The sequence below is a fragment of the Aliiroseovarius sp. PrR006 genome, from assembly GCF_010500215.1.
In the GTDB taxonomy this organism is placed as follows: Bacteria; Pseudomonadota; Alphaproteobacteria; order Rhodobacterales; family Rhodobacteraceae; genus Aliiroseovarius.
Window position 1 is genome coordinate 1,525,462 of record NZ_JAAGOY010000004.1, and the last position, 26,905, is coordinate 1,552,366.

A 26,905-nucleotide genomic window follows, 5' to 3' on the forward strand; every position below is an offset into this window, starting at 1 on the left:
TTATGACTGATTTCACGATTGCCTCGTTCAACGTCAAAAACCTGATTGGCGCGGACCAGGAGTTTTACAAGTTCCTCAGCTACACCCCGGAAGAATACGCGTGGAAGCGCGATTGGATGGCGGACCAGATGTTGGCACTGGACGCCGACATCATCGGCTTTCAAGAGATCTTCGAGGAAGACGCCCTTCTGGACGTGATTGGCGAGGCGAACACCCGCGCACACGAACTGAACGCGGCGACCATTCCGGATGAAACCAAGCGCTATCATCGCAAGGCGATCTTTCGCAAACTGGCGGTGAAACCGTGGCCCAAAGACGGGCTGGTCTTCGCCCCGAACTCGGCCGATGGCGGCCCCGGCGAACGGCGCCCGGGCGTGGCGATCCTGTCGCGTTTTGGTTTTGTGGGCGAGCCCGAGATCATTCAGGACCTCTCTGACCCCGTGACCATCCCCTTTCCCGCCCTGCGCGGGGACGAGGGCGACGCGGGATCCTACACCCTGACCCGCCTGTCGCGCCCGATCCTGAAAGTCCGCGTGCCGGTCGGGGGGCAGGTCATTACGCTGTTTAACTGCCACCTGAAATCCAAACTGGGCGAGTTCATCCAGCCCAAAGGCGCCCCTTATGCGCCCGAAGCTGACCTGACCCGCTATGACCCGGTTGGTCGCGCCCTTGGGGCAGCGCGTTCAGCCATGCGCCGGATGGCCGAGGCATGGGTGCTGCGCAAGCTGGTGGTCGCCGAGATCAGAGCCGGCCACCCCGTCGCCGTGATGGGGGATTTTAATGATGGCGAACACGCCGTCAGCTCGGAAATCATCGCGGGCGAGGTGCCGTTCAAGAACTATTCATGGATGCTGCGCCACGACGCAAAAACCGATCGCGACCGGTACAGCCGCGAGGAAAACAAGCAGATCACCGCAGCGGTCGAGGCGTTTCGCCTGCATTCCGCCGAAAAACTCTTTGTGCGCAAATCGCTGCGCGACATGGTCTATACCTCGGCTTTCGCGGGCGTGTTTGAAAGCATCGACCAGATCTTCCTCAGCCGTCATTTCCATCCGGACAATGCGAAGCGGATCGCCGACATGACCTATTTCAGCGTGCTGAATGACCACATCACCGACGGCTCCCACCCCGAGGCACCGTATAACAAGCTGGCCTCGGATCACGGGCAGATCATGGCGCATTTGACCCTGTTGGGGGACGAGGAATGATCGTCATCCCCAACGACACCGGCGTAACGCTGCACGTGGCGGAATGCGGTCCGAAAGACGGGCCCGCCGTGGTGTTCGCCCATGCGCTGGGGTCGGACCTGACCATGTGGGATGCCGTGGTCGACGCCCTACCCGACCGCCTCCGCCTGATCCGTATGGACATGCGGGGGCATGGTCAAAGCCCCTGCCCCGACGGCCCCTACCCGATGGGAGACCTCGTGGCCGACGCGGGCCGCGCGTTGGACCAGTTGGGTGTAAAGGAATGCGTCTTTGTCGGGCTCTCCATCGGTGGCATCATCGCGCAAGGTCTGGCGGCGGAACGGCTGGATCTGGTCCGCGGGCTGGTGATCTCGAACACCGCTGCGAAGATTGGCACGCCGTGGATTTGGGATGCACGGATCAAGAAGGTGCGTAAAAGCGGGATCGACGCCGTGGTTGATGCCAATATAGACCGCTGGTTTTCCCGCGCCACCAAGCGCGATCACCCGGAGCGTATGGACGACGCCCGCGCCCGCATGCGCGCCACCCCGCTTGAGGGCTATCTGGGCTGCATGGAAGCCATCGCCGACACCGATCTTTACGAAAGCACGGCGCGGCTGCGCCTGCCCACGCTGGCAATTGCGGGGACTGAGGATGGTTCAACCCCCGCCGATATGGTGCGCGAGACCGCCGGCCTGATCCCCGGGTCGCGGTTTGAACTGATCCGCGGCACCGGACACATGTCCCCGGTCGAGAAGCCCGCGGAATACGCCGCGCTTCTGACGGACTTCCTGCGCTCTATCGGGCATTTCTAGGAAACGCCGCGTCGTTTTCCGCCCTTCCTGTCGCAGTTTTGTTGGCAAGCCCGTGTTTTCCGCGCAAGCTTTCCGAAAACAAAACACCAACAGGAGCCGCCATGGACCGGATCAAAGCCGCCGTCTGCCACGAATTCGGGAAACCGCTGGTCATCGAAGAGATCGCCATCCGCCCGCCAGTAGGCAGCGAGGTCGAGGTGACGCTGGATGCCGTCGCCATCTGCCACAGTGACATTTCCTATGCGGATGGGGCGTGGGGCGGATCCTTGCCCGCCGTCTATGGCCACGAGGCTGCCGGACGGATCACCAATGTGGGCGACCACGTGAAGGGTCTGTCCGTGGGCGATCCGGTCGTCGTGACCCTAATCCGCGCCTGCCAGACCTGCCCCAGCTGCGCCTCAGGTACGCCGACCTCCTGCGCGACGCCCTATGACGGAGATCACGGGCCGATCACCGATGTGGACGGCGGCAAGATGCATCAAGCCATGGCCACCGGCGCTTTTGCCGAACGGGTCGTGGTCGAGCAAAGCCAAGTGGTGAAACTGCCCGAGGATATGGCGATGGACGTCGCCTCCTTGTTGGCTTGCGGTGTGATCACGGGGGTTGGTGCTGTGGTGAATGCAGGCAACGTCCGCGCGGGCGACGTGGTCGTGGTGATCGGCGCGGGCGGCGTGGGTTTGAACGCTATCCAAGGCGCGCGCATTGCAGGCGCCTCGCGTGTCATCGCCGTAGACATGACCGAAGACAAACTGGCGACCGCAATGGAGTTCGGGGCGACCGACGGGGTGCTGGCATCCGACCCGAAACCGTGGAAAACCGCAATGCAGGCGGCGGGGCGCGGCGCGGACGCCGTGCTGGTCACCGTGGGCGCGATCCCGGCCTATGACAGCGCCCCGCGTTACCTTGCGCCGGGTGGCAAGGTGGTGATGGTCGGCATGCCTCATTCCGGTGATATGTCCAGCTATGAACCCGTGGTTCTGGCCGCCCTTGGACAGGGCATGGTCGGGTCAAAGATGGGCGATGTGGTCATCCAGCGCGACATTCCGTGGATGATCGACCTCTATCAACAGGGCCGGTTAAAGCTGGACGAGCTGATCTCGGGCCGCTGGTCGTTTGACCAGATCAACGAAGCGATTGCCGATACCAAGACAGGCGCGGCGCGGCGCAACGTTATTCTGTTCGACAAGGTCTGATCCCATGCGTTTGAAGGATCTAGACATCATCGTCACCGCGCCCCCGGCCCCGGGCTGGGGCGGGCGGTACTGGATCTTCGTGAAAGTGACGACCGATGACGGGATCACCGGCTGGGGCGAGGTCTATGCCTCCGCCGTCGGCCCCGACGCCATGCGCGCAGTGATCGAAGATGTGTTTGCCCGCCATATGCAGGGCGAGAACCCCGAAAACATCGAGCTGATGTTCCGCCGCGCCTATTCCGCAGGCTTCACCCAGCGCTCCGATCCAACGGTCATGGGCGCGTTTTCGGGGCTGGAGATCGCCTGTTGGGACATTCTGGGAAAAGCCCGCAACAGACCCGTCTGGGCGCTTCTGGGCGGTAAGGTGAACGAACGGCTGCGCTCTTACACCTACCTTTATCCCAATCCCGGCCACGCGTTGCCGGAGTTTTGGACGTCGCCTGAGATGGCAGCCGAGGCAGCACTCACTCGCGTCGAACAAGGCTTTACCGCGCTGAAATTCGACCCCGCCGGGCCTTACACCATTCGATCGGGCCACATGCCGTCGATGAAAGACATCTCGCGATCCGTGGCGTTCTGCAAAGCGATCCGCGAGGCCGTCGGCGACCGCGCGGACCTGCTGTTCGGCACCCACGGCCAGTTCACAACCGGCGGCGCGATCCGCATGGCGGAAGCCATCGCCCCCTATCAGCCGCTCTGGTTCGAGGAACCCATCCCGCCCGACAACTTCGCCGAGATGGCCAAGGTCGCCCGCGCCAGTTCGGTCCCGGTCGCGACCGGCGAACGCCTGTCCACCAAGGCCGAGTTCGCGGAAGTTCTGCGCCAAGGCGCGGCCTCGATCCTGCAACCCGCGCTTGGCCGTGCGGGCGGCATCTGGGAAGTCAAGAAGATCGCGGCGATTGCGGAAGTCCACAATGCCTTGATCGCCCCGCACCTCTATGCTGGCCCCATCGAGTGGGCGGCGAATGTGCATCTGGGCGCCTCGATCCCGAACCTGCTGATGGTCGAGACCATCGAACAGGGCGGCGATTTCCACCTCGCCCTAATTGGCAATACCATCCGCTGGGAAGAGGGCTTCGTGATCCCGCCCGACGCACCGGGGCTGGGCATCACTCCCAATGAGGACCTGATGCGCGCGCATCCCTATACGGGCGACGGATTGCATCTGGAAATGCAAGAAGATCCCTGCAGCTATACCAAAGAGAACTGTTTTGAAGGTGGTGCGCCCGCACCAAAAGACGACCGCTGATCAGCAGTGCGACAACAACGGCTTTCCGTTTTTCAGATGCCGCGCCACCAGCTTTTTCTGACGCTTCCCGTCGGGCGCGAAAGTGGCGAATTCCGGAGCGTAATCCCGATCTGCAAGCTCGGGAAACAGCGCCAAGACCTCGTCCCGCGCGTCATCGCTGATCGCCTTCAATGCCTCTGGCCCAGTATACAGGCTTTCGCTGGGGGCGCCTTCTGCATAGACCACCTGATGTTCGTCAAACAGCATGTGGTAATAGGTGACCGTGGACACGGATTGGTCAACATAGATGCCGGGAAGCTGTGTCAGTTTGATCGCATGAATCAGAACATCTGTCGTGCCGAACATCCGTTGCGCGATGGGGGATTGGACCAGCATCCGATGTTGACGAGACACCAGCAAATCACGTTTGGGCAACCCGGCCCCCAGTGCTCCGGCGATGATGCGAATTGGAAACAGCTTGGGATTGCTTAAAAGCTGAAGCGGGGCAACCGGGCTTTTCCCGATCCAGCGCACAGGCTGCAACCCGTCAGCGGTCAAAACCAGGTCGCCTTCCTGAATGCCCTCGATCGCGACAGAACCACGATCCGTTTCGATCAGCGTTCCGGCAGTAAAACAGGTCACGTCCGTCCAGGCAAAACCGGATGTAATGTCCTTCGCGCCGCCGTCACTGATTATTATCGAACCATCATCGAATGCCGATCCCGGTGCAGGGACGAAGATATTTGTGGTTCCAGAGGCCCACCAAAAGAAATCCTCGGTATGCGTAACCCCATTGGAATCGGTGAAAGTTAGTTCGCGTGTTCCCCCGTAGATGTCGCCGTAGGTTGTGCCGCCAATCGTGATCTCTTCGCTGGGATCAAGCGTGAAGTAGGGCGACATGAACGGGTCGTCATCTTCGATGGTAACAGGCTGCAAGGTGATTGGGGTTCCAAAGCCAGACCAAATCCAGCCTTGCGTGCTATAGGTGGCCATGCGTCTGTTCCACCTTTTTAGCTCGCACCACATGACACCAGATGCTCGGCGACAGAGAGGATCCCCCGGTACTCGCCCCGAAGGCGGAGGGGCGGTGACGCTTGATCCTGTCGCTCGTCATCATGGGTTTGCCTGCTTTCATTGTAGATTTGCGCCGGTTGAAAATGCGGCCATCAATCTCCTTTAACGAAAGATTACCCTAAATTTACTCTCTTTCAAGTAGTATTCTCTGAAAGGTAGAATTCCCGACATTCTGGCCGCGCACCCGCGCCCAATTCAGTCATCGCACATTTTTCTGGATTTTGGATACATTATCCCTTAAACGTGACCTGAGCCCCAGATTGCAAAGGAATCCCTCATGCCCAAGACCGTGTTCGCAGGAACCATGCCTGCCCTGATGACCCCCTGCAAAGATGATCGCACGCCTGACTACGATGCGCTGGTGCGCAAAGGGCACGAAATGATCGCGGCAGGTATGTCCGCTGTGGTCTATTGCGGCTCGATGGGTGACTGGCCGCTTCTGACGGATGAGGAGCGAATGACCGGTGTCGAACGGCTGGCACAAGCAGGCATTCCTGTCGTTGTCGGAACCGGTGCGATCAACTCGAAATCCGCTGTGGCGCACGCAGCCCATGCCCAGAAGGTCGGCGCCGTCGGCCTGATGGTGATCCCGCGCGTTCTGTCTCGCGGGTCGTCGATGGCTGCGCAGAAGAACCACTTCAAAGCCATCCTGTCGGCAGCACCTGACGTGCCCGCCATCATCTACAACAGCCCCGTCTATGGCTTCGCGACCAAGGCGGATCTGTTCTTTGCCCTGCGTGCCGAGCATCCCAACCTGATCGGCTTCAAGGAATTCGGCGGCAAGGACGACCTGCGCTATGCGGCTGAACACATCACCAGCCAGGACGACAGCGTCACCCTGATGGTCGGCGTCGATACCGAGGTCTATCATGGCTTCGTCAACTGCGGCGCAACCGGGTCCATCACCGGGATTGGCACTGCCCTTCCGAAAGAAGCGCTGCTTCTGGCGGCCCTGTCCCAGAAAGCGGCCGAAGGGCACGCCGAAGCCCGCATGCGCGCGTTGGAATTGGAAGGTGCCTTTGGGGTTCTTGCCAGCTTTGATGAGGGCACAGATCTGGTACTCTACTACAAGCACCTTCTGGTTCTGAATGGCGAAGATGAGTACCGCCTACATTTCAACGAAACTGACGTCCTGTCGGACGCCCAGCGGAACTATTGCGAACAGCAATACAAACTGTTCCAGACGTGGTTTGCGGACTGGTCGAAACAGGGTGGCGTCATCTCCGAGTGCATGTAAGCTCTGACAAAACACGAGGTTCCAGATGCGCAGCAGCAAGACCATCCATGTTGTGTCCGCCCATGCCGAGGGCGAGGTCGGCGACGTCATCGTCGGTGGCGTGGCCCCGCCCCCCGGCAACACGGTGTGGGAGCAACGCAATTTCATTGCCGAAGACCAGACCCTGCGCAACTTCGTTCTGAACGAGCCACGTGGCGGCGTGTTTCGCCACGTGAATCTGTTGGTTCCCCCCAAGCATCCAGACGCGGACGCGGCGTGGATCATCATGGAGCCAGAGGACACACCGCCCATGTCGGGATCGAACTCGATCTGCGTGTCGACCGTGCTGCTGGACAGCGGCATCCTGCCCATGTCTGAGCCCGAAACTCATCTGACACTGGAAGCCCCGGGAGGGCTGGTCCGCGTGCGCGCCGAGTGCCGAAACGGCAAGGCTGAACGGATCTTCGTGCAAAACGTAGCCAGCTTCGCCGACAAGCTGGACGCAATGATCGAGGTTGAAGGGATCGGAACCCTGCGCGTGGACACAGCCTATGGCGGCGATAGTTTCGTGGTGGTCGAAGCAGACGATCTTGGCTTTAGAATTGCCGAAGACGAAGCCAAAGACATTGCCCGTCTGGGTGTACGGATCACCAATGCCGCCAATGAGCAGCTGGGGTTCTCGCACCCAGAAAATCCAGAATGGGATCACATCTCATTCTGCGCCTTTGCTGGATCACTATCGAAGACGAGCACAGGTTTTCAAGGCAAGTCTGCGGTGGCAATTCAACCCGGGAAAGTCGACCGCTCGCCGACCGGAACCGCTGTATCCGCCCGCATGGCGTTGATGGCGGCCAAGGGCCAGATGGCAATGGGGCAGTCCTTCGAAGCCATATCAATCATCGGTTCGCGCTTCACCGGGCAGATCGTTGGCCAAGCGCAAGTCGGACAACGCGACGCCATCATTCCCGAGATCTCGGGTCGTGGTTGGATCACAGGGACGCACCAACACATGCTGGACCCCGAGGACCCCTGGCCCGGTGGTTATCGGTTAAGCGATACGTGGGGGGCATAACCTCCCCCTTGCACATCTCGCACCCGCGCCCCAAAATGCCCGACAACCAAGAACCGAGATCCCTTTATGACCGCCAAACGCAAGATCGCACGCCAAAGCCTTCCGGATGTTATCGCCAATGACCTCCGCGAGCGCATTCTCAGCGGCGAACTGGCCGAGGGCGAGGTGATCCGGCAAGAGGCATTGGCCGACGAATACGACGTCTCGCGCATGCCCATCCGCGAGGCGTTGAAGCGGCTGGATTCCGAAGGCTTGGTCCACTTGACCAACAATCGCGGAGCCTCGGTCGTGAAGCACTCCATCGACGAGATTGCCGAGATCTTTGACCTGCGCATCTTAATCGAGGTCGACCTTTTCAAACGCGCGATCCCCAACATGACGCAAGCCGATTTCGATCGCTGCGAGGACATTCTGGACAAGATGGAAACCTCGTATGACGAAGATGACGTGATCCAGTGGGGGGCGTTGAACTTCGACTATCACACGGCACTTTATGCGGCGGCTGGGCGCGGCCTGACCAACGAGCTGTTGCACCGCGTGAACCTGCAGTCAGATCGTTATGTGCGGATGCATCTGAGCATCGGCGGCAAACGTGAATCTGCCAAAGACGAACACCGCCGCCTTCTGAACTTCGCCAAAGCCGGAGATATAGACGCCGCTGCCGCGCTGCTTACCCACCACATCAGCCACACCAAATCCGAGCTTGTGAGCGTGATCGCCGAGCTTAGGGAGGCCGAAACGCGCTGAGCGCGGGAGGCGGCACAAAATCCGCCCGGCGATCTGCTATGCAAGCTCCGGCTTGATGACGATCTTGCCCAGAACCTTGCCCTTACCCGTCCGCGCCAAGGCCTCTGGAACGGCTGCGAAAGGCAACACGGCGTCAATATGCGGCACAATCCGACCTTGAAGTGCAAGCTCGGCCGCTCGGCGCGTCAGATCCTGACCGGACGGCACCAAAAGCATCCCGATAGAGCGATTGCGCGACAGAAGCTTCCCCCCAAAGACGATGGACAACAGCGTGGGCACGTCTCCGCCCAGCGCCATATAGGCCCCACCTTCGGCAAGGGCCTGGGATATTTCACGCGGCCCGCGGGTTGCGACCATGTCGAGTATCCTGTCCCATCTCTCGCCCGTTTCGGTGAAATTCACCGTGGCATAGTCGATCACCTTGTCCGCGCCCAAGCTTTCAAGCCATTCAGTTTTGCCTGCGTTGTCCACCGCTGTCACATGCACGCCAGCCGCCTTCGCCAGCTGCATCGCCATCGTCCCGGACCCGCCGCCCGCACCGTTGATCAGCATCCGATCCCCGTCTGAAAGACCATCGGTGCCTGCCACAGCAATCCCCCCAGCCTGCGGGATGCAGGCCGCGATCTCATCCGAGAGAGCATCGGGGACGGCCACGGTTTCGTCGGAGGGCACACAGGCATATTCAGCAAAACCGCCGCGCGTCATGACGTAATCCCCCATGACCCTCTGCCCGATCTCAAAGCCGCTGACACCCTCGCCCAGCTTGTCGACAATCCCGACAATGTCCGATCCCAAAACCGGCACCTTGGGTTTGAACAACCCGCCGACAGTGCGCACCCATGCTGGCGCGCCGGTCAGGTATTCCCAATCGGACAGGTTAACCGCACAGGCCAAAACCTTGACCCGAATTTCACCCTTGGCGGGTTCAGGCAGGTCGATATCCGCGAATTGGAGCTGATCGGGACCGCCGTAGCGGCTATAAACAACTGCTTTCATGTTCAAATCCTTGCTCTAAATCTTGGCTTGCTCGCCGCGTCATAGTCAAGCACCCGTCATCTGGGCAAACCGACCGCATCTGAGAACTTCTTCACCCCCCCTGCCCGGGATGCTACACTTTCAGCATGATAGCAGATCCGACCATGAAAGCCGCCGTGATAACGGGCTATGGTTCTCCGGACCGTTTGGAACTGTGTGACGTCCCGCGCCCAAAACCGGCGAAGAACGAGGTTCGGGTGCGCGTACATGCCAGCACCGCAAACCGGACGGACACGGCCACATTGCGGGCGCATCCGTTCTTCGCACGCGCCATGACGGGCCTGTTTCGTCCGAAAATGCAGTCACTGGGAATGGATTTTGCCGGGGTTGTCGACATGCTTGGGTCTGAAGTGTCGTCCTACCAAGTGGGAGATCGCGTCTTCGGAATGTCGCCAGAACGTTTTGGCGCACATGCCGAATATCTCTGCATTCCGATTGACGATGCGATAGCCCCTATCCCTGACGGCATTCCATTTGATCAGGCCGTCGTTGGTGAAGGCGCATGGTATGCACATGGCACGACGAAGCTTCTGACCGAGGGCAAGCGTTGCCTGATCTACGGTGCCTCTGGAGCGATCGGGACAGCGGCGGTCCAGCTTGCCAAAGCGAACGGCGCCTATGTCGTTGCTGTCGTTGGCACCCGACATACGAGCTTGGCCAACGCGCTGGGTGCGGACCGCGTCGTGAACTATGAGAGAGAGGATTTCACCGCCATCGGCGAGACATTCGATCTGGTATTTGATGCAGTGGGAAAAACCTCCCGTTGGGCATGCCGACCCCTGTTGAAAAAAGGCGCACTCTATTGCGCGACTGACATGGGGCCATATTGGTCGAACATGCTGCTTGGCATCTGGTACGGACTAACGGGAAGCAAGCGGGTCCGCATACCATTTCCCGAGGACGCACCAGGCTTCATCAGGCGTCTCGCCGATCTCATGGCGCACGGAAAATTTCGAGGCGTTTTCGACCGCACCTATCCGCTGGCAGAAATCGCCTCGGCCTTTCGCTATGTTGAATCTGAACAAAAGACCGGGATCGTGGTGATAGATACGCTGGGTGAGTTAGAGTCTACCGGCGCACCAAAACCATACCCAGATCTTTAGAGGCTCGGTTTGCGGATAGATGCGCGCCCCGCACCCCCTCCTTACTTCGTCTTGCCACCCGTCTTCTGCGACAGGAAATAGCTGAGCGCCCCAATGACAAGCGCCACCGCAGCGCCATACCCAAGCAGGTCACGTTCTCCGTCCCAGCTGACCACCTGCCCCAAGAAGAGCACACCAAGCACAACGATTACCACTGCAATCAGCTTGTTCTTCAGGTCATCCAGATTGTTGATCGTCAGCCAGCTTGGCAGCTTCACATTCGTGCTGATGAACAACTCGTAAAGCCCGATCGCGACGATATAGAACACCGTCCCAAGCAGGAAGAGGTCAATGATTTCAATGAACTCCAGCGCAAGCGCCTTTGCAACCTTCCGCGTTACTTCACCGTTCTGAATGGTGCTCAAGATCAGCTGCACCGTCTCGATCAGCCCATAGACAAGCAACGTCGTCGCTGCCAGAAGTGCGCCAATCACTGCCAAGATGACCATAAAGCGGCTTGCGCCAAGGAGTGTGCTCATTCTTTTGCTCCGTTTTCGCCTGTCTGCGTGGCACGTCGTCCCACGTCAAGCACAGTCTTGTTCAACAGGCATTTCTAAAACGGAACTGATACACAGGAGCAACCTGAGCCATGCATAGCTGACAGGTTGCGGCCCCTTACTGGCCTGCGACACCTTTGTCCGCAGCTTTCAACTCGTACAATTTGAACCTCGGATACTGTTCTATCAGGCGATAGGAACCATGAATAAACTCGCGCAGTTCAGGAAGCTCATCGAGCTGTTCCTCAGAGGATCGATGATTACCAGTCACCCAAGGCGCCGCGTCTTTCGGTTGCACGACGATGCGGGTGGGAGGAGAGGCCTTCAACCGCGAAATAAGATCCTGACTGTACTGCCCCTCATAGTGGTTGACCATGAACGGCCAGGAATAGGGGTACTTGTATAGTGGAGGTGTTTCAGCCAAGAAATAAAGCATCGTCGCATACCCCCAAACAAAAAGCGTATCACCGGGTTCGTGGTACTTGTTCAACGTTGTAGTGAAGTCGAGCGTTTCCGTGAGATCAAAGTCAGTGGTGGGTTTGAGTTCGGAGAAATACGCACTACTCTGATTGCCTGTCGCAAACGCGATGATCCCATGCTTGTTCGACTTTGCGGCCACGCTGGGAATATAGAGCGAAAGCAGCAATACGCAGGCAATTCCATAGGACCGCTTACGATCTTCGGAGAGGTTAGAAAAATACTCGACTGCTATTCCGATCAGGAGTGCGTAAATTGGCACCAACGGAAGGAAATGATAGGCAAACCCCTTTCCTTGTGCTCCGCCAGACAGCCAGCCTGCAAATAGCCAAAGAATACATAATGCCAAGACGGCAGACCGCTTGGCCTTCATCCATTCAGATGCAGCGCACAATAGCCCAACAAACACCGCGCCCAGAACATAGACTGAGGCCATTCCGGGCAGCAGGAAACCGATTAGGGTTCCTGGAGCCTCGGGATTTTTGTATCCGATATAGCTCATGACGTATTTTTGAATCTCGATAAAATCCGTCCAAGCACCGAAGTAAACGAGCACCGCAACCACAGCAGCAAGGGTGATTACTCCTCCGATGCAACAAGCAAGGAAGTCAGTGACGTAGAAGCGGATGTCGCCTTTTCCAATGAGGTTGGCGAGCAAAGGCACAAATACCAGTATTCCCGCTCCGCCGATCGTATACTTGAAACAAAAAGCAGTTCCGAGGATTGCTCCTGCCCCGACCATCGCAGCGAACCGCGTTTTGTCGTTTTCACGCCTCCATCCCTTGAGCAGAAGCAAGAGGGCTGGAACCACAAGAAAACCCGCCCAACCGTCCGTTTGCGCGTGTTCCCAATACCCATAACTAAAGTACAAAATCGAGAACCCAACAGCAGCAGCGAAACCAAAGATCGGATTTCTTCCCAGTTGCTTTCCGATCTCGATCAAACCAAGCGCCGCAAGGGTCGCCACAACAAGATCCAGCGCACGGATTGCCATCATGTTATGCCCGAAAAGGGCTTGCGATAACCAGTGCATGGCTGTCGTCAGTGGGGGCTTGATGTTGTAGACATCCCGGTAGGTCACAAGCCCTTCATCCAATGCGAAAGCAATGGTGGCGTGTATCCCCTGATCGCGTCCAAAAGGCTCTAGAAGTGTGTAGGAACCAATGAATGGAACGATGAGCATCGTGAATACGCGCACAGCCCACCAAACTGTCTCACGCTCAAAGTTTTGCTGCATAGGCTGACCTGCGATGGAAAATGCTTTATGTTTTGATTTACATGATCTTATAACCACTCCATTAAATTGAACAAGACTGGCCAAGAAGGCTTACAAATGAACCGCACATCAATGGTTGAAACTGCAGATGCTCAGTCGCCCACTGCGCCCGAAGATGCCAGTGTTTCTATAGTCGTGCCATTTCTTGATGAGGCATCAACCCTTGAAACGTTGTGCAGCCGCATTCAGGCCGTCATGGAAACGCTCGGCCGTGATTGGGAGTTGATCTTCGTTGATGACGGAAGCACCGATGGCGGAGGAGAAATCGCAGCCGATCTGGCAAGACGCGTGCCACAGGTGAAGCTTGTTCGATTCACAAGAAACTTTGGCAAAGCATCCGCACTGTCTGCGGGGATCGCACAAGCACAGGGCGATATTATCGTTACCATGGATGCCGATCTTCAAGACGACCCTACTGAGATTCCACGCTTCTTGGAGAGACTGGCCGAGAACTACGACGTTGTTTCGGGATGGAAGCAGACACGTCATGATCCGCTGGGAAAAACACTGCCGTCACGCGTATTTAACCGCATGACCGCAAGAATGTTCGATATCGACATCCATGACATCAACTGCGGCTTTAAAGCTTACACGCGGCGCGCGGCGAAACGCCTGAACCTTTATGGGGAGCTTCACCGTTTCACTCCTGCATTGCTGCATGCTGTTGGTTTTAACTGCACCGAGATCGTTGTTCAGCATCACGCCCGAGAGCACGGTCAATCTAAATATGGTGTAACGCGGATGATCAAAGGCTTCCTTGATCTAAGCACGGTCAAGCTTCTGACGCGGTACCAGTCGCGACCGCTCCATTTTTTTGCGATGATCGGCCTTCCGCTATTGTTGATTGGCCTTGGCTTCATCGCGTACCTTACCGCACTTTGGCTGCTCGGAATGGGACCGATAGGGACGCGCCCACTCTTATTCATTGGCATCTTATTTACCGTCACGGGCACACAGATCCTTGGCGTCGGCCTCGTGGCAGAACTTTTACAGGCCTCGGGCCTGCGTGAACGCGACAAGTACGTCATTGATGAAATCGTCCAATCTTAAGACAAACGCGGAGTGATCTCAGTGCAAAGCCTCGTTCGTTCCGCCTATGTAAAGGTCATGCGTCTTGCCCGTGTTGTTTTATCCTTCGCAGGGCTGACACGATGGCTGGAACGCCGTGATGGCCGGTTCGCTAAGTGGCTTAGATCCCTGCTGGCAATCTATGATATCGACGACATGGTGCATCTGGATATCCCCTGGTGGAGCTTTGATGCGATTGATGCTGTGGATAAGAAACTAGCCAGAACCCAGAATGCACGTGTGTTCGAATGGGGGTCGGGTGCCAGCACGGTATGGTTGGCTAAACGGGCTGGTGAAGTGATCTCGGTCGAACATGATCCTAGCTGGGCAAAGATTGTTGAGCCTCGGCTTAAGCCCTTTGCTCATGTTCATACAGTTCAGGTGAAGCCACAGAAACATGGCGCGATTCCGTCAGCAAAGTTTGGCTTCGAAGGGCAATACTTTGACGACTACGTCGCCGCGATAAACGATATAGAGGGTGAATTCGATCTGATCGTGATTGATGGGCGCGCACGCGAAGCCTGCCTTCAGGTCGCGATCCACCGCTTGAAGCCGGACGGTCATATCCTGCTTGATGACTATAAACGCCGCCGCTATCAGGACGCTGTATCTGCCTTGGGATTGAAGGCCGTAACCCTAAATGGGCTAGCCGCGTGTCTGCCACTTCCAGACAGTACAGCTCTCATTTCTCGGGGCGATTAACCCAAATTCTCTCGCTTTTCGCGACGCCTTATCAAATGAATATTGTACAGCATCAAAAGCAATGTTGCCCCCATTACCAACGAGATTGACACAGACCCAATCCGAATGCCCTCGAAGGTAAGAAGCGCCGAGGCCAGAGCGCGCAATGAAAAGAAGCTCTTAGAGACAACAGCCTGTTTTGCTTGGCGCGATTGCCAAGCCTGCAGCAGCCATGATCCAAAGAACACCACCCCACCGATCAGGCCTATAGCCTCATTGACCAGAAAACTTTTCAATTCCATCAGTAAGTGTTCCTTACTTCGCACGAACGAATCCGCCGCTTTCGAACTTTTACACTTGAGGTGAGTGTCTGCAATGAGGGTTGTGAGCGTAGTCTCTAGTTGTTTAGTCCCGGCGTGTGGTGGGCTGGATTAACATTGAATCTTTCCGGCTCTAATGTCCAGATTTTGCAGATGCATTCGAATGGCGTGAGGCCTTGCGACGTCTTCAATCTGCGTGCGTAATTGTAGGCTGCAACGAAGTCGGTGATGTGCGTTCCAAACCGCAAATGGGTGTCGTAGTGATACCGATTGACCGTCGCTTCCTTGATCGTCCGGCTCATTGTCCGTCCTCAAGTTGGGTCGGGCTCTAATCGATGGCAGAGGAAAAATCCCGGGCAGGTCACGTCGCAAAGCATTTTCATCTGGAAAGTGATTCCGCGCACGCTTGACAGTAGCCGTAGCGCTACAGCCCCACCCTGCTTCCGTATTGCTTCCAGTGTTTTTCGACGCAGAGACACCCGAAACTCGCAATGATAAGCAATTTAAAAAATTAATATGGCGATCCCTGAAGGACTCGAACCCTCAACCTGCTGATTAGAAGTCAGCTGCTCTATCCAGTTGAGCTAAGGGACCGCTGGACGAAGCATTACCCCCGCCAGCGGTCTATTTTCAACCTGAAAACGTGGCTTAGCCGTTGATCTGCTTGGCGACGACCCAAGAAATAGGGGCGGCGACAACGAAACCGGCGACTGCGGCGTAGATGATCGGCTGTGCGGTATCCATGCCCACGGTCAACGCGGCGACGATAAGGATGCCGGCCAGAGTGACACCGAGAAGGATATAGATCACAGCGGCAAGACGTAACATATTAATTTCCTTGCATAATATTTGCAGGAGCGACCTTCTGCCCGTCTAAACCATGACGCTTTGATCAGGATCAATCGCCCGCCATAGCGCGCGCGACATAGTAACTCACCGGCAGACCAAGCACGAAGCCCACAGCGGCCGCGCCCAGAAGCGGCCACAGACCCGTCACGCCGTTCACCAGTGCGATCACCACAAGCACCGACGCGACGGTCGAGCCGATGATGCCGTAAAACGTGGCGACGATTTTCCAAAGCGGTGCGCGCATGGCGGGCCTCCTTCGCAGGCGGCATAGCCCACGGGGCCCGCGCTGCCTACTTCTTCTTCACAAACTGCGTCAGAATGACAATGCGCTGGCCTTCCACGCGGCCCTCGATATGCTCGGGATTATCGGCAACAAGGCTGATCCCCCGCACCGCCGTGCCGCGCTTCGCGGTGAAGCCCGCGCCCTTCACGGGCAGATCCTTGATCAGCACCACGGTATCCCCCGCACTCAGCGTGACCCCGTTGCTGTCCTTGTGGTTTGAGACCGCGGCCACATTGTCGACCCACGCCTGCGTGTCCTCGTCCAGATAGACCTGATCCAGCAAATCCCGCGCCCACGCAGCCTCCAACCGCTTGAGCATCCGCACCGACAGCACCTGAACCGCCGCATCCTCGGACCACATCGAGGACGCCAGCCCGCGCCAATGGTTTTCATCCGGCGTGCCGTCGATCTGAGCCGCACAGGTGGCGCAAATCAGGACCGAGGCGTCAGTTGGTCCGCCGGGAACGGAGAAAGAGGAGAGAGGCGCATCTGCGGCGCAGAGGGGGCAAGGCATGGGGGCTCCGAGGTTGGGTGAGGGAGCTATAGGGGGGATTGGGAGGGGAGGGAAGGTGGGAGCTAACTATCAAATTCAATCAAGTCTTCAACTGCAGCCCGAAGCCATGAATAGAGACCATCAAAGGTATCGCGTTCTTCATATCCGACCGACGCAAAATCGTGAATAATGTAGACCGTATTGTTGTCTTGCTGGTCCCAACATGCTGTGTCGTCGTTGTCCTGTCGGCGCGCAAAGGGGATGAGTTTTCGGTCCGGATACCGTTGTCTTAAGCCGGCGAGCGTTTGACTAAGCTGTTGTTCATCCAAGAAGTACCACGGCTCGAGGTCTGAAAACCCCAAGCGCCTGAGGCGAATATACTCTGGCGGAAACTCAAATCCATCGAGCGGTTTAGGAGCTATTGATTTGAATGCACTCGACATAGGCTCAGTTCACCCATATGGCATAGATTAATCAACCCAAAATTGCACATCAGCATAGCAAAGAGGACATCGCCTGACCCTGGGTGGGCGGAACGCCCTCCCGTGGGGAGGGTCGGGCGTTGTCCGGTCTGTCGACCGGACGGGAAGGTGTTGGGATGGGCCGACGGGTTAGCGCTCCAAGAGGGAGGCTGAATAGACGAGTGTGTGGACACGGAGTCGATGGAGTTGTGAGGGGGTGGGCACGCGATTTGCTGCGCAATTCGCTGCCGCCCACTGGTGCAATTTTCAATTGCACCTAATTCGCTGCCGCGCACAGAATGAAAAAGGCCGCTGACGCGGCCATTTTCATTCTTAATCATCCATCTTCAGCGCGTTGATAAACGCTTCTTGTGGGATATCCACCTTACCGAACTGGCGCATCTTCTTCTTCCCCGCTTTCTGCTTCTCCAGCAGTTTCTTCTTCCGGGTCGCGTCGCCGCCATAACATTTCGCCGTCACGTCCTTGCGCATGGCCGACAGCGTCTCGCGGGCGATGACTTTGCCGCCGATGGCCGCTTGGATCGGGATTTTGAACATGTGGCGCGGGATCAGGTCTTTCAGCTTCTCGCACATGGCGCGGCCACGCTGTTGCGCGCGGTCGCGGTGCACCATGGTTGACAGTGCGTCCACCGGCTCGTCATTCACCAGAACGGACATTTTCACAAGGAAGTCCTCGCGATAGCCGATCATCTGGTAGTCGAAGCTGGCGTAACCTTTTGTTACCGATTTCAGACGATCATAGAAGTCGAAGACAACCTCGTTCAGCGGCAGGTCATAGACGACCATGGCGCGCGAGCCTGCATAGGTCAGATCCATCTGGATACCACGGCGGTCTTGGCACAGCTTCAACACGTCGCCCAGATACTCGTCGGGCACAAGGATGGTCGCCTTGATACGCGGCTCTTCCAGGTGGTCGACGGTCGACAGGTCGGGCATGTCGGCGGGGTTGTGCAGCTCCATCATCGTGCCGTCTTTCAGATAGACGTGATAGATGACCGAAGGCGCGGTGGTGATCAGTTCGATGTTGTATTCGCGTTCGATCCGGTCGCGGATCACTTCGAGGTGCAGCAGGCCAAGGAAACCGCAGCGGAAGCCAAAGCCCAGCGCGGCAGAGGTTTCCATTTCATAGCTGAACGACGCGTCGTTCAGGGCGAGCTTTTCGATAGAGTCGCGCAGGTCTTCGAACTCGGCGCTGTCGACAGGGAAAAGACCACAGAACACCACGGGCTGGGCGGGCTTGAAGCCGGGCAGCGCGTCTTCGGTGCCTTTCTTTTCGTGGGTGATCGTGTCGCCCACACGCGTGTCGCGCACCTGCTTGATCGAGGCAGTCAGGAAGCCGATTTCGCCGGGGCCCAGCACGTCGATGGGCTGCATCTCGGGCGTGAAGACGCCCACGCGGTCCACAGGATAAACGGCATTGGTCGAGAGCATGCGGATCCGCTCGCCCTTTTTCAGCTTACCGTCGATCACGCGGATCAGAACGATCACGCCCAGATAAGCGTCATACCAGCTGTCCACCAGCATCGCCTTCAGGGGCGCATCGGGGTCGCCTTTCGGGGCGGGCAGCTCGTTAACAATGGCTTCCAGCGTCTCGCGGATGCCCTGCCCGGTCTTGGCGGACACCTGAATGGCACCGGATGCGTCAATGCCGATCACATCCTCGATCTGCTCGGCCACGCGGTCACAGTCGCTGGCGGGCAGGTCGATCTTGTTCAGAACCGGCACGATCTCGTGGTCAGCGTCGATGGCCTGATACACGTTGGCCAGCGTTTGCGCTTCCACGCCTTGGGTCGAGTCGACCACCAGCAGCGAACCCTCGACCGCTTTCATCGAGCGGCTAACCTCGTAGGCGAAGTCAACGTGGCCGGGGGTGTCGATCAGGTTAAGGATATAATCCTCGCCATTATCCGCCGAGTATTCGATCCGAACAGTGTTGGCCTTGATGGTAATCCCGCGCTCGCGCTCGATATCCATACTGTCGAGCATCTGCTCTTTCATGTCACGGTCGGCAACGGTGTTCGTCTCTTGGATGAGACGATCAGCCAACGTGGATTTACCGTGGTCAATATGCGCCACGATCGAGAAATTGCGGATGTGTTTCAGGTCGGTCATAGGCGGGATATGATGTGGTTTTTAAGGGCCGTCAAGGACTTCGATGCATCCCTCACTCCATCGGCATCACATTCCGCTTCACCATAGTCCGCAAGGTAAAGCTCGACCGCATCCGTGCGATGCCGTCCACACGCATCAGTTTCTCTTCCATGAAGCGGTCAAAGGCCGTCAGGTCGGCGACGGCGACGCGCAGCAGGATGTCCCGGTTGCCGCTCATCAAGTGGCATTCCATCACCTCGTCCATGCGCGAAACGGCGCGTTCGAATTTGGTGACGGCCTCGCCCATTTGGCTTTCCAATTCGACCGAGATGAAGACCGTCACCGGCAAGCCAAGTTTGGCCTGATCGACGCGCGCGCCATAGCCGGTGATCACGCCAGCCTCCTCCAGTGCGGTGATGCGGCGGGCGCAGGGTGTGGGGGACAGACCGACGGAATCAGCAAGCTCCCCAAGCTTCTGGCGTCCATTCTCTTGCAGGGCAGCGATGATGCGGCGGTCGATGGCGTCCATTAGATTTCTCTCGTCGTGACGTATTTCACATAAGATAATCTCTAAGCTTTTACGAGTCGACGCCTGATTTTGGTGAAATTCCCCCAAGTCGTGTTGTTAGCCTGTTAATAACAGGGAGGACATCATGAACATCACACAAGTGGCATCGCACACGCATGAAGGCGTCTATCGCGTCGAAGCAGCTGAGTTTGGGTTGGTTGGATTTATCGCCATCCACTCGACAGCGCTTGGTCCGGCGGCGGGCGGCTTGCGGATGAAACCATACGGGTCCGAGGACGAGGCGTTGACGGACACACTGCGCTTATCCGAGGGCATGACCTATAAAAACGCGGCGGCGGGACTGCCTTTGGGCGGCGGGAAATCCGTGATCATGGGCGATCCTGCGACGCTGAAAACACCCGAACTGCTGCGTGCGTTCGGGAAAGCGGTTGAAGCCTGCGAAGGCCGGTACTGGACAGCCGAAGACATGGGCATGACACCCGCAGACATGGCCGAAGTGGCCAAGGAATCGCGCTACGTCGCCGGGCTGGCGGACGGCAAGTTTGCATCGGGCGACCCCTCTCCAATCACCGCGCGCGGGATTTTCAACGCGATCCGTCAGGTATCCGCGCACGCGCTTGGCGATGCGTCGCTGAACGGCCGCGTGATCTCGGTTCAGGGATTGGGGCATGTGGGATGGAACCTGTGTCATCGCCTGAAAGCCGCAGGCGCCGAGTTGATCGTCACCGACATTGATCCCGACCGTGTTCAGGCCGCTGTCGCGTCGCTGGGGGCAACACCCGTGTCGCTGGACGAGATCTATGCGGTCGAAGCCGATATTTTTGCGCCCTGTGCAATTGGTGGCATCCTGAACGCGAACACCATTCCGATGCTAAAAGTGAAAGCCGTGGCGGGCGGTGCCAACAACCAGCTAGCCACGCCCCAAGATGCCGAACTGCTGCACGGTCGCGGGATCCTTTATGCGCCCGATTATGTCGCGAACGGAGGTGGCATCATCAACGCCGCGACCGAGATCCTTGGCATCGAAAACCAGGTCGATTGGGTAGATGAAAAGCTGCGCGCCTTGGATAGAACCATGGGTGACATCCTAACCAGCGCGAAAGAGGCGAATGTCAGCCCGGCCGTGGTGGCACAGGATGTGGTCACCCGCTCGATGACGCCGCGCGCCGCGTAAACGGATTGGCACTGCCCGGTCCATCGACCGGGCAGTGCCGGAAACCCGCGCATTGAAGCGCGGGGCAAATTGCATCTGGCACGTTCTGTCGGTATCCTGTGTGCAAATCGGGCAACAGACCCAAACAGGCACATATTTAGGTGATGGTATGAAACGAGCAGTTCTTGCAGTGACCTTGGCGACCGCGATGCTATCGGGCCCTTCAGCCTATGGCGGCACGATTGAACGCGCCTGTCTGAAGGCAGATCGCCCTGATGCCACGCGCAGCCTATGCCGCTGCATTCAGCGCGTTGCCGATGCGACCCTGTCCGGCGGAGAGCGCTCGAAAGTGGCGAAGTTCTTTAGTGATCCCCACAAAAGCCAATCAACGCGCCAATCCGACCGGCGCTCGGACGAGCAGTTCTGGAAAAGATACAAGCAATTTGGCGAGCTGGTATCGCAACACTGCAACTAAGACAGTCGCGCAATCAACCCCAGTGAAGCCGCCTGAACCAGATCAAGCGTCTGGTCGAAATCGCGCGTGTAATACGGGTCCGGCACATGATCCATTCCGGTCTCGGACGTGAAATCCGTGAAGATCTGAACCGGCGTCTGTGATCCCGCAGGGCGCAGGCGCTCGATACTCCCAACGTTACTATCATCCATGCCGATGATCAGGTCGAAGGCCTCGAAATCCCGGGCCGTGAACTGGCGGGCACGCAAATCGGACAGATCAAAGCCGCGCGCTTTGGCGGCGGCCTGCATCGGGGCATAGGGCGGGTTGCCCACGTGCCAATCCGAGGTCCCGGCGCTGTCGGTTTCTACCTCAAGCCCTGCCTCGGCGGCAAGCGCGCGAAAGACGCCCTCGGCGCTGGGGGATCGGCAGATATTTCCAAGGCAAACGAAAAGAATACGTGTGGTCATGGGCCGGTTGTAGCGTCGGCGACGCGGGCTGTCACCTGCTTGTGAACACCCCTGGCGGGCGCTGTTTCGCTTAGGGTGCAGATCGTGTCTTGCGGCCCCGTCGGCACTGGGTCAAAAGCAGGTCATGTCGCGTGCAAAACCTTACTCTCTGAACTGTCCGATTTCTCTTTCTCTTGACCTGCTGGGCAACCGCTGGGCACTGCATGTGCTGCGCGAGCTGCACGCAGGTCCGTCCGGCTTTGGAAAGCTGCGCGACGGGCTGCCCGGCATCGCGACCAATATGCTGTCTGCCCGTCTGGCCGAACTGGTCGAGGCAGGCTTGGTGTCAAAAACCGGGCGCGTCTACGCACTGACCGAGCGTGGGCAAGCAACGCGCGGGATCCTGTTTGAACTGGCCAGGTTTGGCCGCGACATTCCAGCGCCCGAGAATGCCGCCCCGACCAACGCACCGTCGTCGCAGGTTGCAGTTCTGGCTGGCGCGATCGAGCGTGCCGCCGGACCTCTGGACGAATTGCGAGCCGAGATCTGGCTGGACGATGCGCCGTTCTCGCTGACCGTTTCGCAGGGACGCGCGGCCATGGTCGCCGGGTCGATGCCGCTGGCCCCGGTGCGGCTTGGCTTCGCCTGGCAGGATCTTGAAGCGGTTGCACAGGGCGAACAGCGCGTGGCTAATTTCGCGGCCCAAGGTGAAATCGCCGCGCAGGATCCCTTGCAAGTGGCCGCGCTGCTTGATCTGTTGCAAAAGGCAATGGACATCTATGGCGGCTTTAAATGACACATATCCTGATCCTGACCGGCGCCGGTATTTCGGCTGAAAGCGGGTTAGGAACGTTTCGCGATGTGGACGGGCTTTGGACGAAATATGATCTGGAAGACGTGGCCACGCCCGAGGGCTTTGCCCGTGATCCGGCGCTGGTGCATGCGTTCTATAACGCCCGACGCGCCAACTGTCTGGAGGCCGCGCCAAACGCCGCACATGGCGCCCTTGGTCGCTTGCAAGCCCAACACACCGGGCATGTGACGCTGGTCACGCAGAATGTCGACGACCTGCACGAACGCGGCGGCGCGACAAATGTGATCCACATGCACGGCGAATTGGCGGGTGCGCTTTGTGCCGCTTGCGATCATCGCTGGCCCGCCCCGCGCGAGATGTCTCCGTCCGCCCCCTGCCCCAGCTGCAACGCCCCGCGCACCCGCCCTGACATCGTGTGGTTCGGAGAGATGCCCTATCAGATGGACACGATCTATGCCGCATTAGGAGAGGCGGACCTGTTCGTCGCCATCGGCACCTCAGGCACGGTCTACCCTGCCGCCGGGTTCGTGGGCGAGGCGCGCGCCATGGGCATTCCAACGCTTGAACTGAACCTCGAGCCCTCCGATACAGCGGGCATCTTCGACGACGCGCGCTTTGGACCCGCAACCGAGATCGTCCCTGCGTGGGTGGACGAAGTACTCGGCTAGCCCGCCAAAAAGGAAAGGCCGCAGCGGTTCGCTACGGCCAGTCGGGGTTGACGAGACCCCATAAGGGGGCGCGGGGCCGGGGACGCATAATCGCCCCGCACCCCCAATTCTGAAGGGCTGTCCTTAGTTGGAATCCACAGCGCCTTGGGTCATGGCGCCGTGACCTTCGCCCATTTTGCCACCTTCAGGCATACCGTGCTGCATGCCGCCGCCCATCGGGTTGCGGTTCAGATCAACCGGGATCTCGACAGTCATTTCGCCGGCTTTTTCAAACACCAGCGTTACGGTCAGGGTTTCGCCATCCACGAAGGGCGCATTCAGGCCCATGAACATCACGTGGTCACCGCCACGCTTCAGTGCGTGCATGCCTCCAGCGGCGATCGGGAAGCCCTCTTCGACCTCCATCATTTTCATGACGCCATCGGCGATTTCTTTGTGGGTGTGCAGCTCGACCCGCTTGGCGGCGTCGGATTTCGCGGCGATCAGGCGGTCATCCTCAGTGCCGTGGTTCATGATCTGCAAGAAGGCAGCACCAGCCTTGGCATTCATACCCGAGGCACGCGCATAGGCGTCGTTGATCATGATGTCACCGGCAAAAGCAGGCATGGCGATTAGGGCAGCTGCACCGGCAGCCAGAACGGATTTCATACGGAACATAGTCTTGTCCTTTGGTCTTTGGGTTGGTCTTGATGAAGGGATCAGACCAGCGCCGGGGGACCTCGGGCAGACGGGGACAGTTCATCCCGACCCGGCATGGCGACGGCACGCGAAGGGACGATGCTCGCGATCACCCGTGTTTCGGGCATATCAAGGGATGGAAGCGAGAATGCGGCCGCAAAGATCGACGTGCCATCGGGACACAGATGCACCGATTCGATGGGCTCGCCATCCGGGCCAAGCGTAATGGTGGTCATTCCGGTACCGGTACACAGCACCATGTCAAACGCACCATTCATATCCGGGTTTTCACCACGGGCATCCGCCAGCGCGAAGCTGGTGATGGTCAGCGCAAAGGCCAAAACATATGCGAATGCCGCTTTGATCATGCCACTTAGCTATGCCTCTTTTTCGAGGGCGACAAGTGACAAAATGTAACAGGTGAGACACACGCGAAAACCGCCCGCAGCCAAGGGCCGGGGCGGTTCAAAATCTGGTAGATCCAGAAAAGCGCGGGGCTTAGGCGGCTGCCTGAGCTTTCGCGATTTCTTTCTTGATCTTCAGAGCGTTGGCCGACAGCTCAACGTCTTTGGCTTTTGCCAGGAACGCGTCCAGACCACCACGGTGGTCAACCGAACGCAGGGCAGCAGCCGAGATGCGCAGTTTGAACGCGCGACCCAGTGCTTCCGACTGAAGCGTCACGTCGTTCAGGTTCGGCAGAAACCGGCGGCGGGTTCTGTTTTTGGCGTGGCTGACATTGTTGCCAGTCATCGGGCCTTTTCCGGTCAGTTCGCAAACTCGCGACATGGCTCTTTTCCTTGCTCACTCGGGCCAGATTGGTGAGATTTCAGCGCGCCCTCGCGCCGCTCACGTCCAGCCGGTCAATACAAACGGGCACTGCCACGGCAGCGCCCCGAATTCCGTCCGCGGTGAATAGACGCCTTATCGGGGGACGTCAAGTGAGTCGCGGGGCCGCGGGGCAGGAATTTTCCGCCCCGCCGCAATTGTTTACTCCTCGGCCAGAAAACCACCAGATTGGCGATCCCACAGCCCGGCATAGGTGCCTTTGGCGGCCAGAAGTTCGTCATGACTGCCGTCTTCGATCACCCGGCCCTGATCCAGCACGACAATGCGGTCCATCTGGGCGATGGTAGACAGACGGTGCGCGATGGCGATCACGGTTTTGCCTTCCATCATTCCATAGAGGGTCTTCTGGATGGCGGCCTCGACCTCGCTGTCGAGCGCCGAGGTTGCCTCGTCCAACACCAGAATCGGCGCGTTCTTCAGCATGACGCGGGCGATAGCGACACGCTGACGTTGGCCGCCTGAAAGTTTCACACCGCGCTCGCCCACATGGGCGTCATAGCTGGTGCGCCCTTCCGGGTCTTCTAGCGACTGGATGAAGTCATGCGCTTCGGCCCGTTCGGCAGCGGCAATCATCTCGGCCTCGGTGGCCGAGGGGCGACCATAGAGCAAGTTCGCACGCACCGAGCGGTGCAAAAGCGAGCTGTCTTGCGTGACCATGCCGATCTGCGCACGCAGGCTGTCTTGCGTCACACCCGCCACGTCCTGACCGTCGATCAGGATGCGCCCGCCTTCCGGATCGCGGAAGCGCAGAAGCAAGTTCACAAGGCTAGACTTGCCCGCGCCCGAGCGCCCGACCAGCCCGACCTTTTCGCCGGGATGCACCGACAGGGTGACATTGTCCAACCCACCCGAGCCTTTGCCATAGTGATGGGTTAGCCCGTCAAACTGGATCTCGCCTTTTGTCAGCGCCAGCGCAGGCGCGTTCGGCGCGTCCGTCACTTCATGCTCGACCGAGATCGAGCGCAACCCTTCGCGGATCACGCCCGCATGTTCAAACAGCCGCACCGTGACCCACATGATCCAGCCGGACATGCCGTTCAGACGGATGGTCAGGGCCGAGGCCGCAGCGACCTCGCCCACGGTGACAACGCCACGTGTCCAGAACCAGATCGAGGTCCCCAGAACGCCCACGATCAGCAGCCCGTTCAGCACGTTCAGGCCAAAGCTAAGCTCCGTCATCAGACGCAGGAAGCGTTGGAACCGCAGGCGGTGACGTTTGAGGGCTGACAGGACATAGCGCTCCTCGCTTTCGCCCTGAGAGAACAGTTTGACGCTTTCAATATTGGCATAGGCGTCCACGATCCGCCCCGACAGAAGCGACCGTGCGTCGGACCATTTCTCGGACGCGGACGCCACGCGCAGCGCGACCCAGCGGGTGTAGATGACGTAAAGCACCAGCCAGATCAGCAAGGGCGCGGCCAGTCGCGGGTCGATCTGGCTGAGGATCAGGGCCGCCGCGATCACATAGGTCAGCGCGTACCAGATGCCCTCGAACGCCATATAGGTGCCGTCCTCGACCGCGCCGCCCAGCTGCATCACGCGATTGGACAGCCGCCCGGCAAAATCGTTCTGGAAAAAGCCCATGCTTTGCCCCAGAAGATGCTTATGCGCACGCCAGCGGACTTGGTCATGCAGGTTGCCTACGAGGGTCTGTTCGAGCAGCAGGTGGTTCAGCCCGATGGTGGCGGGGCGTAGGAACAGGATGAACAGGGCCGCCAACAGCAACTCGACCCCATGGGAGGCGAAGAAGCTTTCGGTGGTGCTGCCATCCATCAGGTCGATCACGCGGCCCGAATAGAAGATCAGGGTGGTTTCGATCAGGGCGACGATGACACCCGACATGGCCATGAATGCCATCAGTCTGCCGAAGCCGTCATATTGCGACTTCAGATATGGCCACAGCTTGGCAGGCGGGGTGTTATCCGGCGACGGACGGAACGGGTCGATTAGATTTTCAAAGAAACGGAACATATCTGCGCCTCATGCGCTGAAAGAAATGGAAATGGGGGAGCGAGGCTGACGACAGCCTAACAGGACCGGCGTCTTACGCGTGGTATGGGGTCCTGAATACTCGCATCCGGCAATTCC

Annotated in this window: 30 protein-coding genes, 1 tRNA gene and 1 pseudogene; 14 read left to right on the top strand and 18 right to left on the bottom strand. The window is 58.6% G+C overall.

What is annotated here, in order from left to right:
* Positions 1–2 precede the first annotated feature (2 nt).
* The 4 genes from G0Q00_RS07465 to G0Q00_RS07480 all read left to right on the top strand — a co-directional run bounded on the left by G0Q00_RS07465 (position 3) and on the right by G0Q00_RS07480 (position 4,444).
* Positions 3–1,208 carry an endonuclease/exonuclease/phosphatase family protein gene (locus G0Q00_RS07465; protein ID WP_163037812.1) on the top strand — a complete coding sequence of 402 codons (1,206 nt, stop codon included), beginning with the start codon at positions 3–5 and terminating at the stop codon, positions 1,206–1,208.
* Positions 1,205–2,002: a 3-oxoadipate enol-lactonase gene (gene pcaD, locus G0Q00_RS07470; RefSeq protein ID WP_163037814.1), complete on the top strand. Its 798-nt coding sequence runs from the start codon at positions 1,205–1,207 to the stop codon at positions 2,000–2,002. Before G0Q00_RS07465 ends, pcaD begins: the two co-directional genes overlap by 4 nt.
* Before the next feature lie 101 nt (positions 2,003–2,103).
* Positions 2,104–3,195 carry a zinc-binding dehydrogenase gene (locus tag G0Q00_RS07475; RefSeq protein ID WP_163037816.1) on the top strand — a complete coding sequence of 364 codons (1,092 nt, stop codon included), beginning with the start codon at positions 2,104–2,106 and terminating at the stop codon, positions 3,193–3,195.
* Positions 3,196–3,199: 4 nt separating this feature from the next.
* Positions 3,200–4,444 (top strand): mandelate racemase/muconate lactonizing enzyme family protein, encoded by a 1,245-nt coding sequence (locus tag G0Q00_RS07480; RefSeq protein WP_163037818.1) that lies wholly within the window; start codon positions 3,200–3,202, stop codon positions 4,442–4,444.
* On the opposite strand, the gene G0Q00_RS07485 is transcribed toward G0Q00_RS07480, so the two are convergent.
* Positions 4,445–5,416, bottom strand: a complete 972-nt coding sequence (locus G0Q00_RS07485) for a Hint domain-containing protein (RefSeq protein WP_163037820.1) — start codon at positions 5,414–5,416, stop codon at positions 4,445–4,447.
* A 358-nt stretch (positions 5,417–5,774) separates the two neighbouring features.
* On the opposite strand from G0Q00_RS07485, the gene G0Q00_RS07490 reads away from it, so the two are divergent.
* From G0Q00_RS07490 to G0Q00_RS07500, 3 genes are all read left to right on the top strand, one after another.
* Entirely contained in the window at positions 5,775–6,734 is a 960-nt protein-coding gene (locus G0Q00_RS07490; RefSeq protein ID WP_163037822.1) for a dihydrodipicolinate synthase family protein, read from the top strand.
* A gap of 25 nt (positions 6,735–6,759) precedes the next feature.
* The gene (locus G0Q00_RS07495; protein WP_163037824.1) at positions 6,760–7,785 is read left to right on the top strand and encodes a proline racemase family protein; all 1,026 of its coding nucleotides are present in this window, start codon (positions 6,760–6,762) and stop codon (positions 7,783–7,785) included.
* A gap of 66 nt (positions 7,786–7,851) precedes the next feature.
* A complete protein-coding gene (locus tag G0Q00_RS07500) occupies positions 7,852–8,532 on the top strand; it encodes a GntR family transcriptional regulator (protein WP_163037826.1) in 681 nt (226 codons plus the stop codon).
* A gap of 36 nt (positions 8,533–8,568) precedes the next feature.
* Here the strand turns inward: G0Q00_RS07500 and G0Q00_RS07505 are convergent, their stop codons facing one another.
* Positions 8,569–9,528 (bottom strand): NAD(P)-dependent alcohol dehydrogenase, encoded by a 960-nt coding sequence (locus G0Q00_RS07505; RefSeq protein WP_163037827.1) that lies wholly within the window; start codon positions 9,526–9,528, stop codon positions 8,569–8,571.
* 143 nt (positions 9,529–9,671) lie between these two features.
* Between G0Q00_RS07505 and G0Q00_RS07510 the strand changes: the two genes are divergently transcribed.
* Positions 9,672–10,670 carry an NAD(P)-dependent alcohol dehydrogenase gene (locus G0Q00_RS07510; RefSeq protein WP_163037829.1) on the top strand — a complete coding sequence of 333 codons (999 nt, stop codon included), beginning with the start codon at positions 9,672–9,674 and terminating at the stop codon, positions 10,668–10,670.
* A gap of 41 nt (positions 10,671–10,711) precedes the next feature.
* Here G0Q00_RS07510 and G0Q00_RS07515 read toward each other — a convergent pair whose 3' ends face one another.
* Both G0Q00_RS07515 and G0Q00_RS07520 read right to left on the bottom strand, forming a co-directional pair.
* A complete protein-coding gene (locus G0Q00_RS07515; RefSeq protein WP_163037831.1) occupies positions 10,712–11,188 on the bottom strand; it encodes a YqhA family protein in 477 nt (158 codons plus the stop codon).
* 136 nt (positions 11,189–11,324) lie between these two features.
* Complete coding sequence (locus tag G0Q00_RS07520) at positions 11,325–13,004, bottom strand: glycosyltransferase family 39 protein (RefSeq protein ID WP_163037833.1); 1,680 nt, start codon at positions 13,002–13,004, stop codon at positions 11,325–11,327.
* A gap of 27 nt (positions 13,005–13,031) precedes the next feature.
* Between G0Q00_RS07520 and G0Q00_RS07525 the strand changes: the two genes are divergently transcribed.
* Positions 13,032–14,009 (top strand): glycosyltransferase family 2 protein, encoded by a 978-nt coding sequence (locus G0Q00_RS07525; protein WP_239058344.1) that lies wholly within the window; start codon positions 13,032–13,034, stop codon positions 14,007–14,009.
* 21 nt (positions 14,010–14,030) lie between these two features.
* A complete protein-coding gene (locus G0Q00_RS07530) occupies positions 14,031–14,729 on the top strand; it encodes a class I SAM-dependent methyltransferase (protein ID WP_163037837.1) in 699 nt (232 codons plus the stop codon).
* On the opposite strand, the gene G0Q00_RS07535 is transcribed toward G0Q00_RS07530, so the two are convergent.
* From G0Q00_RS07535 to G0Q00_RS07575, 9 genes and pseudogenes are all read right to left on the bottom strand, one after another.
* A complete protein-coding gene (locus G0Q00_RS07535; protein ID WP_163037839.1) occupies positions 14,726–15,010 on the bottom strand; it encodes a hypothetical protein in 285 nt (94 codons plus the stop codon). The two genes, G0Q00_RS07530 and G0Q00_RS07535, sit on opposite strands and share 4 nt — an antisense overlap.
* 95 nt (positions 15,011–15,105) lie before the next feature.
* A pseudogene (locus G0Q00_RS07540) lies at positions 15,106–15,330 on the bottom strand (IS481 family transposase); the annotation flags it as partial.
* Positions 15,331–15,545: 215 nt separating this feature from the next.
* Positions 15,546–15,622: transfer RNA gene (locus G0Q00_RS07545), tRNA-Arg, on the bottom strand.
* A gap of 54 nt (positions 15,623–15,676) precedes the next feature.
* Entirely contained in the window at positions 15,677–15,856 is a 180-nt protein-coding gene (locus G0Q00_RS07550) for a CTP synthetase (RefSeq protein WP_163037841.1), read from the bottom strand.
* A 70-nt stretch (positions 15,857–15,926) separates the two neighbouring features.
* On the bottom strand, positions 15,927–16,121 hold the full coding sequence (locus G0Q00_RS07555) for a CTP synthetase (RefSeq protein WP_163037843.1): 195 nt from the start codon (positions 16,119–16,121) through the stop codon (positions 15,927–15,929).
* A 46-nt stretch (positions 16,122–16,167) separates the two neighbouring features.
* Positions 16,168–16,674, bottom strand: coding sequence for an alkylphosphonate utilization protein (locus tag G0Q00_RS07560; protein ID WP_163037844.1), 507 nt, complete (start codon positions 16,672–16,674; stop codon positions 16,168–16,170).
* Positions 16,675–16,736: 62 nt separating this feature from the next.
* Complete coding sequence (locus G0Q00_RS07565) at positions 16,737–17,096, bottom strand: hypothetical protein (protein WP_163037846.1); 360 nt, start codon at positions 17,094–17,096, stop codon at positions 16,737–16,739.
* 351 nt (positions 17,097–17,447) lie between these two features.
* Positions 17,448–19,247, bottom strand: coding sequence for a translation elongation factor 4 (gene lepA / locus G0Q00_RS07570; RefSeq protein ID WP_163037848.1), 1,800 nt, complete (start codon positions 19,245–19,247; stop codon positions 17,448–17,450).
* Between the two features lie 52 nt (positions 19,248–19,299).
* Positions 19,300–19,755: an Lrp/AsnC family transcriptional regulator gene (locus tag G0Q00_RS07575; protein ID WP_163037850.1), complete on the bottom strand. Its 456-nt coding sequence runs from the start codon at positions 19,753–19,755 to the stop codon at positions 19,300–19,302.
* A gap of 124 nt (positions 19,756–19,879) precedes the next feature.
* On the opposite strand from G0Q00_RS07575, the gene G0Q00_RS07580 reads away from it, so the two are divergent.
* Both G0Q00_RS07580 and G0Q00_RS07585 read left to right on the top strand, forming a co-directional pair.
* On the top strand, positions 19,880–20,929 hold the full coding sequence (locus tag G0Q00_RS07580) for a Glu/Leu/Phe/Val dehydrogenase (RefSeq protein WP_163037852.1): 1,050 nt from the start codon (positions 19,880–19,882) through the stop codon (positions 20,927–20,929).
* A gap of 148 nt (positions 20,930–21,077) precedes the next feature.
* Positions 21,078–21,383 (top strand): hypothetical protein, encoded by a 306-nt coding sequence (locus G0Q00_RS07585; RefSeq protein ID WP_163037853.1) that lies wholly within the window; start codon positions 21,078–21,080, stop codon positions 21,381–21,383.
* On the opposite strand, the gene G0Q00_RS07590 is transcribed toward G0Q00_RS07585, so the two are convergent.
* Positions 21,380–21,832, bottom strand: coding sequence for a low molecular weight protein-tyrosine-phosphatase (locus tag G0Q00_RS07590; protein WP_163037855.1), 453 nt, complete (start codon positions 21,830–21,832; stop codon positions 21,380–21,382). The genes G0Q00_RS07585 and G0Q00_RS07590 overlap by 4 nt on opposite strands.
* A 124-nt stretch (positions 21,833–21,956) precedes the next feature.
* On the opposite strand from G0Q00_RS07590, the gene G0Q00_RS07595 reads away from it, so the two are divergent.
* Complete coding sequence (locus G0Q00_RS07595; protein WP_163037857.1) at positions 21,957–22,607, top strand: helix-turn-helix domain-containing protein; 651 nt, start codon at positions 21,957–21,959, stop codon at positions 22,605–22,607.
* Complete coding sequence (locus G0Q00_RS07600; RefSeq protein ID WP_163037859.1) at positions 22,604–23,293, top strand: NAD-dependent deacylase; 690 nt, start codon at positions 22,604–22,606, stop codon at positions 23,291–23,293. Before G0Q00_RS07595 ends, G0Q00_RS07600 begins: the two co-directional genes overlap by 4 nt.
* 123 nt (positions 23,294–23,416) lie before the next feature.
* Here the strand turns inward: G0Q00_RS07600 and G0Q00_RS07605 are convergent, their stop codons facing one another.
* From G0Q00_RS07605 to G0Q00_RS07620, 4 genes are all read right to left on the bottom strand, one after another.
* Positions 23,417–23,941: a copper chaperone PCu(A)C gene (locus tag G0Q00_RS07605; RefSeq protein WP_163038379.1), complete on the bottom strand. Its 525-nt coding sequence runs from the start codon at positions 23,939–23,941 to the stop codon at positions 23,417–23,419.
* A gap of 50 nt (positions 23,942–23,991) precedes the next feature.
* Positions 23,992–24,339, bottom strand: coding sequence for a hypothetical protein (locus tag G0Q00_RS07610; RefSeq protein ID WP_163037861.1), 348 nt, complete (start codon positions 24,337–24,339; stop codon positions 23,992–23,994).
* A gap of 130 nt (positions 24,340–24,469) precedes the next feature.
* Complete coding sequence (rpmB, locus tag G0Q00_RS07615; RefSeq protein ID WP_163037863.1) at positions 24,470–24,757, bottom strand: 50S ribosomal protein L28; 288 nt, start codon at positions 24,755–24,757, stop codon at positions 24,470–24,472.
* A 201-nt stretch (positions 24,758–24,958) separates the two neighbouring features.
* A complete protein-coding gene (locus tag G0Q00_RS07620; RefSeq protein ID WP_163037865.1) occupies positions 24,959–26,788 on the bottom strand; it encodes an ABC transporter ATP-binding protein in 1,830 nt (609 codons plus the stop codon).
* Between the last annotated feature and the right edge of the window lie 117 nt (positions 26,789–26,905).